The sequence below is a fragment of the Bacillaceae bacterium S4-13-56 genome, assembly GCA_040191315.1.
Lineage (GTDB): Bacteria > Bacillota > Bacilli > Bacillales > JAWJLM01 > JAWJLM01.
This window is the reverse complement of sequence record JAWJLM010000099.1, coordinates 1-7,133: the sequence shown is the minus strand read 5'-3', so window position 1 is coordinate 7,133 and position 7,133 is coordinate 1. Positions and strand designations below refer to the sequence as shown.

Sequence of the window (7,133 nt, the reverse complement as noted above, 5' to 3'; positions counted from 1 at the left end):
CTAGCAATAATGGTCTATTTTAGTTTAGCATTCACAGTTGTATTTGTTCCTCTAAAAGTTCTTCAATTTCGAGGGTGGTTTAATCATCATCTTTTTCTTCTCTATTAACATATAATAATACTATTCCAGTTAAAAAGACTAATATTGTAGGTACATAGATAGTTTTAGGGAATAAGTATTCTCCTAAATCCCCTAAAAGATAGATAGAAGATATCAGAGCGCTCATTGACATTAACAAAGAAAATAACAATAATGACATTGCTATTAACATAATTCCTATTTTCCTATACAAATTAATCACCGTTTTCTATATTTTGTTAAAACCTTATATATAAGATACATTAGATTTACTATGGATTACAAAATATATGGAGAGAGAAACCAACCTAGAATGAGCTGGTTTCATAAATAATTATTAATAATCATAAGATAATACGTACCAATTTTTTCCATACCAATCATAACCAGTAGCTGAGCCTGATAAATTGATTCCAAATAAATTCTGATAGTTTAATTTTAAAAGAGTACCTCTACTCTTATACATAGCTGAATATTCAGCGGTAAATTTACTAGTAGAAAGACCGTAAGTTCCCCCGTTATAGAAGTAATTATAATAAAGTTGATTTTCTTTATTTCCGATACCTTTCATCGTTGTTCTACTTTTACCATGCCATGAATATCCAAACGATACAGTCCAAGGAAATCCAACATTGAAATTGTAAGTACCACTGTTGTTTAATGTTTTTGCGGACGTGTCCGGCGCATAATCTATTAAAATATCGGTTGAATAATAGTTATCAAGTTTACCCTCGTATGCCTCGGTAACAAAAGGAGGTCCATTTGGGTTAAGATATGGAAAACTATGTATTTCCGCTTCAGCAACTACTGTTAAGTGATCATAGCCTATTTCATTATCTCCATTATCATAGATTAGGTAATCAGTTATATGTTTACCTGCCTCTTTCCAATAGCGGGTATACCCTGCAAAGTAGAAATCTCCATGAAAAGTTTGTGTTTTTCTAATTGAAGCTAGAAATCTAGCACTTGTAGCCATTGTACTTACTTTTTCAGAAACTGCATTCTCATAATCTTCTATTATTGAAAGAACTTTTTCTTCTTTTATATAGTCCCGAATATATTTCTGAAGCTGGCCTTTATTTACTTTACTAATATCCTTAACAGTAATCTCGTGAAAATCGGCAAACACTTTACCGTTGTTAGGTTTTAGAATAATTAAAGGAGTAAAGTTTTTAATATTTGGTTCAAGCATTATGGAATGATTTGATTTGGGTTCTTCAACACTAGCCATTTTCTCTAAGTCTTCTTTATCAAACAAATCTACGTAATTAGTTTTAATTTGTTGATCCTCTTCTTTAGTTAAAGTAACTGGTACCCTAAGTTCATGGAAAAGTGGATAAACATCTACTTTGCTGATATCGTCACCAAAGATAGCAACAGTAACCCCTTTTTCTATCTTATCTGTAACCAGTTCAAATTTTTCACTACCGTGTTTGTTGTAATCATATAAAAAAATTTTGGCGGCTTTAGTCTCCAGTGTTTTCTCATTTCTAATTTCATTAGCTGAAACAATATTAATAAAAACTAGTGGGAAAATCATTAAAGATAATATTACTAAGCTGATTTGTCTTTTATACCGTATAATTCAATACATTCTCCGTTTCCTCCTTTTTTTATCATTAATCTCAACCCTTACCAAAATACCATTCTAAGTCATATCCTTTACCTCTAGATATAAAACTTGTACTTGGTGTATTTATATTTATGACGTTACCTATTTCGAAATAGATGCTGTTTTAGTTTTAAAAAAACTAAAAATACATATTAAGTCTTATAATGAACACTATTATAGGGTGTGATTTGTAATATTAAGCGAACTTTAAGAGGAATTTTCCCTAATTATAAAGGAGGTGGAATAAAGGAAAAACAATCAATATTAGTTTAGTAGTACTATGTATTTAATAAACTAAAAAACCTCCTTTCACTAGTGAAAAGGAGGTTTTTTAGACTTTGCTCTATTGAATATGTCTATATAATCCTACTACCTTCCCCAAGATGGTTACATTAGGCAAAATAATTGGTGCCATTGTGGAGTTTTCTGGTTGCAATCGAATATAGTCCTTTTCTTTAAAGAAACGTTTTACGGTCGCTTCATTATCATCTGTCATAGCTACTACGATATCCCCGTTTTGTGCGCTTTGTTGCTTTCTTACAATGACCATATCACCATCAAGAATACCGGCTTCGATCATACTTTCCCCGTCAATGACTAAGATAAACACATCATCTGTTCCTCCACCTGTTAACATTTCTGGAATTGGAACGTACTCTTCTATATTCTCTATAGCAGTGATAGGCTCACCTGCAGTAACCTTTCCAATAACAGGAGCGTAATGGACGTTTCCTTTTGGTGTAGAACCAGCTTCATCCAAATGTAATATTTCTATTGTTCTAGGTTTAGTGGGATCCCTACGAATATAACCCTTTTTTTCAAGCTGTGATAGGTGCCCATGGACAGTAGAGCTGGATGACAAACCAACAGCTTCACCAATTTCCCTTACAGAAGGCGGATAGCCCTTATGCAATACCTGTTCTTTAATATATTCTAAAATCTGCTCCTGCCTTTTAGAAATGATAGTCATATTTATTCTCCCTCTCTCGTATCCTATTATTACCGTTATTATATCATAGTTTCCAATTAAAAACAAACATTCGTTCGAAAAAAATATTGACAAGAACGAATGTTCGAATATATAATAAAATACAAGAAACGAACGTAAGTTCTAGTTCTAAGGAGGAATTCAAATGTTTCAAAATGTATCTAAACAAGACGTTGCTTATTTTGTATCTTTTATTCTTAGCTTAATGTTCTTGTACTCTAGTCTCTAGAATGAAGGCGATTATTTATTGTAGGGTATCAACTAACAAACATACCCAGGAAACTTCTTTGAACAGGCAAAAGGAAGAATTAATAACATTAGCTAAGAAGGAGAATTTAGAGGTTGTACATGTCATAATGGAAAGAGCCAGTGGATATGAAGTGGATAGAGATGGGATATTTGAATTACTCGACTGGTTTTCCTCTAAGGCTGCAGATGTACTATTGATCCAAGATGATACTAGGCTAGGGAGAGGAAACGCCAAGCTCGCACTTATCCACCAACTAAATAGACTACAAGTAAAAGTCTTGTCAAACAATGAAGGTGGGGATCTTCAGATATCTGATGCAGACTCTATGGTTTTGCAGATTGTTTCTATAGTAGAAGAGTACCAAAGGAAAATTCATAATATAAAAATTAAAAGAGGTATGAGAAGAGCCGTCAATAATGGATACCGTCCTCAGGAAAATTTGGCTCGTATTAACCAGTCGTCAGGGAAAGAAAGAATCTCTTTTCCTATAGAAGAAGTTATTAGATTAAGAGAGAAGAAAATGACATTCGCAGAGATATCTTCCACATTAAAAGGGATGGGCTATGATGTGTCAAAAGCAACGGTGAATCGTCGCTACAACGAGTTTACAAAACTTGAAAAGCAAACTGAAAACCTATAGGATGAAAAGAGGCAAGGTCTATTATAGATCTTGTCTCTATTTTCTTTATCCCGCATGAACGGGCAGCAATACCCCCACCTGAAGTCTAAAGGGAAACAAAAAGAGTAGGTAGGGGATAAACTCCCATGAAAATAAAACAATAAATTTTTCCTCCTTGTTGTGAAGCTTGCTTCATGGTTGGCTGCCCGTAAATGTCCGATTGGTTCAAGGGCCTTTAGGTCAACCCTTGGTTGGCTAACTATCGTGGGGGGACAGCCAATGATTGATGTGAAAATATGTTGAATATAATAAATGCTAATATAACTGAGGAGTTGAAAGCATGTTATCTAAAGAAAAGCTTCAAAGAATTAACGAACTGGCCAATAAGTCAAAAAAAGAAGCACTGACACCAGAAGAAAAAGAAGAACAACATGAACTAAGGCAAGCCTATTTAAAAAATGTAAGGGCAAGCTTTAAAAATCATCTAAAGACGATCACTATTGTAGATCCAGAGGGAAACGATGTAACACCTCAAAAAGTAAAAGATTTAAAAGCTAGGTCTAAAAAGAATTAGTCTTAGGTTTTTAATCTTCAAAAGTTAATTTGAATACAATAACAAGGTTTTCAACAAAATATTTAATGAAAACCTTGTTATTTTGTGGGGTACGTTATAGGATAATGGTGATACATAGGGAATTATGAAAGGAGACAAAAATATGTCTATGCAAGATCAAATGTCAATAAATGCGATTCGTACCTTAGCTATAGATGCGATCGAAAAAGCAAACTCTGGTCATCCTGGTATGCCAATGGGGGCTGCGCCGATGGCCTATACCTTATGGACGGAATTTATGAATCACAATCCTAAAAATACTGATTGGTTCAATCGAGATCGTTTTGTGTTATCAGCTGGTCATGGTTCGATGCTATTGTATGCCTTACTCCATCTTTCAGGTTATAACGTGACCTTAGATGATTTAAAAAATTTTCGTCAATGGGGATCTAAAACTCCTGGGCATCCAGAGTACGGTCATACAGAAGGAGTAGAAGCTACAACTGGTCCATTAGGACAAGGGATAGCTATGTCCGTTGGATTCGCGATGGCCGAAAGACATCTTGCAGCAAAATATAATAAAGACCAAAAGGAACTGATTGATCATTTTACCTATGCTATTTGTGGTGACGGAGACTTGATGGAAGGTGTTTCTCACGAAGCTGCTTCCCTCGCCGGACATTTAAAGCTAGGGAAACTTGTCGTACTATATGATTCAAATGATATATCTTTAGACGGGGACCTTCATAAATCTTTCTCGGAGAATGCGGAAGATCGTTTCAAATCTTATGGCTGGCAAGTTATTCGAGTGGAGGATGGAAATGATCTTGATTCTATTCGTCAAGCGATTAAATCAGCGAAAGAAAATGCGGATCAGCCTACATTGATTGAAGTGAAAACTGTTATTGGATATGGTTCTCCAAATAAAAGTGGAAAGTCAGCTTCTCATGGAGCGCCGCTAGGTGAAGAAGAGATAAAGCTAGTCCGCTCAAATTACCAATGGGAGCATGAACCTTTCCAAGTACCTGATGAGGTGTATGAAGATTTCAAGACAAAAGTACAGGACCATGGACAATCTGTAGAAAAAGAGTGGAACGCTCTATTTGATGAATACAAGCAATCATATCCTGAGCTTGCTGCAGAACTTGAGCTAGCAATAAAGGGAGATCTTCCTGAAGGTTGGGAAGAGAATCTTCCATATTACGCTTTTGGAGAAAAAGGGAAGGCTACTCGTGAAGCTTCGGGTGATGCTATCCAAGTTATTTCGAAAGAAGTTCCATATTTCTTTGGAGGAAGCGCTGATCTAGCAGGCTCAAATAAAACCATGGTAAAAGCTGAACAAGACTTTTCAAGGGATAACTATTCAGGACGAAATATTTGGTTTGGTGTTCGTGAATTTGCCATGGCAGCTGCATTAAATGGTATGGCACTACACGGTGGGCTAAGAGTTTATGGTGGGACTTTCTTTGTCTTCAGTGATTACCTTCGTCCTGCTTTACGATTATCAGCTCTTATGGGACTTCCTGTTACTTATGTACTAACACATGATTCCATCGCTGTCGGAGAGGATGGACCTACTCATGAGCCGGTAGAGCAGTTAGCTGCTTTACGCGCTATTCCTAATGTGTCTGTTATTCGACCTGCAGATGCTAATGAAACAAGTGTTGCGTGGAGACTTGCGCTGGAATCGAAAGACCAACCAACTGCTTTAATTCTAACAAGACAAGGATTGCCGATTCTTGAAGGAGCTAATGAAAAAGCCTATGAAGGAGTTAAACGAGGAGCTTACACAGTTAGCCCTGCTAAAAAGGAAACTCCAGATGCACTTCTTTTAGCTACTGGTTCTGAGGTGCAGTTAGCAGTTGAAGCGCAAAAAGAATTAAGCAATCAAGGAATTGATGTTGCTGTTGTCAGCATGCCATCGTGGGATCGCTTCAATAAGCAAGACGCAAGTTATAAGGAAGAAGTCCTTCCTTCATCTGTGAAAAAACGTGTCGGTATTGAGATGGCGTCTTCATTCGGTTGGGATCGTTATGTTGGGGACGAGGGAGAAATCCTAGCCATTGACACATTTGGGGCTTCTGCACCTGGAGAAACTATTATTGAAAAATATGGTTTTACTGTTGAAAATGTAGTGAATAAAGTTAAAGGGATACTTTAATAAGAAGTATGAACTTTGAAGGTTAAGCAATCAAATTAGCTTAACCTTCGATTCTGTAAAAAAATTATATAGGGTGACGTAGTTTGACATTTTTTTTACTAGGGATTTAGTATACTTCCTCCATAGGGAGGGGTATATATGCATAAGTTCAAACTATTTTTAATTGAACCTGAAGTCTATCATTATTATTATCAGCGTCCTGAACTCGTTTATCGTTTTTTGAAACAAGCAGAAGAAAAAACAACACCACAATTATTCAAGCAGTTTATGTATATTACGAGACCCATATCCCTTCCTAGAGGTTGGGGAAAGGTTCGAATGATGGATTTTGATGTCTATATTGATCTTTTTAAGCATAGAGTCCAGCTTGCTGGCTTGACTTTACCGGAGGCAGAATATACGATTTTTGAAAAGTTAAGAGAGCTAGATCCTTGTTTTTTTGTAATGGATATGGAATTTGGTCATTATGGATGGGTATCTCCATTGCAAAAACCTGTATTGCTTTCTTAAGGACAAGTATTGTTTTATCTATTATAATTTAATATACTGAAAATGAGACAACATGAAGGAGGAAATCTTGAATGGAAACCGTATGGGTAGTCCTAATTGCAATTGCTGCGTTATTAGCGGGTGTTGCACTTGGATTTTTTATTGCTAGAAGATATATGATGAACTACTTGAAGAAAAATCCACCAATTAATGAACAAATGCTTCGTACACTAATGATGCAAATGGGTCAGAAACCGTCACAGAAGAAAATTAATCAAATGATGCGTGCTATGAATAACCAACAAGAAAAATAACCATAAATTGGACCCAATAAGATGACTTAGCCTTCGCTAATGAGCGCAAGCTAAGTTTTCTTTTTACTC

At 35.8% G+C, this 7,133-nt stretch carries 7 protein-coding genes; 5 read left to right on the top strand and 2 right to left on the bottom strand.

The window, feature by feature from the left end; translation table 11 throughout:
• Window positions 1-415: 415 nt before the first annotated feature.
• Together RZN25_16785 and lexA are read right to left on the bottom strand one after the other, a co-directional pair.
• A complete protein-coding gene (locus RZN25_16785) occupies window positions 416-1,618 on the bottom strand; it encodes a hypothetical protein (GenBank protein ID MEQ6378470.1) in 1,203 nt (400 codons plus the stop codon).
• Between the two features lie 415 nt (window positions 1,619-2,033).
• Complete coding sequence (gene lexA, locus RZN25_16780) at window positions 2,034-2,660, bottom strand: transcriptional repressor LexA (protein MEQ6378469.1); 627 nt, start codon at window positions 2,658-2,660, stop codon at window positions 2,034-2,036.
• 248 nt (window positions 2,661-2,908) lie between these two features.
• Between lexA and RZN25_16775 the strand changes: the two genes are divergently transcribed.
• From RZN25_16775 to RZN25_16755, 5 genes are all read left to right on the top strand, one after another.
• Window positions 2,909-3,568, top strand: a complete 660-nt coding sequence (locus RZN25_16775; GenBank protein MEQ6378468.1) for a recombinase family protein — start codon at window positions 2,909-2,911, stop codon at window positions 3,566-3,568.
• Window positions 3,569-3,887: 319 nt separating this feature from the next.
• The gene (locus RZN25_16770; protein MEQ6378467.1) at window positions 3,888-4,121 is read left to right on the top strand and encodes a DUF896 domain-containing protein; all 234 of its coding nucleotides are present in this window, start codon (window positions 3,888-3,890) and stop codon (window positions 4,119-4,121) included.
• A 142-nt stretch (window positions 4,122-4,263) separates the two neighbouring features.
• Window positions 4,264-6,261 (top strand): transketolase, encoded by a 1,998-nt coding sequence (gene tkt / locus RZN25_16765; GenBank protein MEQ6378466.1) that lies wholly within the window; start codon window positions 4,264-4,266, stop codon window positions 6,259-6,261.
• A 138-nt stretch (window positions 6,262-6,399) separates the two neighbouring features.
• Entirely contained in the window at window positions 6,400-6,771 is a 372-nt protein-coding gene (gene sirA, locus RZN25_16760; protein MEQ6378465.1) for a sporulation inhibitor of replication protein SirA, read from the top strand.
• Window positions 6,772-6,842: 71 nt separating this feature from the next.
• The gene (locus tag RZN25_16755; GenBank protein MEQ6378464.1) at window positions 6,843-7,064 is read left to right on the top strand and encodes a YneF family protein; all 222 of its coding nucleotides are present in this window, start codon (window positions 6,843-6,845) and stop codon (window positions 7,062-7,064) included.
• Window positions 7,065-7,133: the final 69 nt, after the last annotated feature.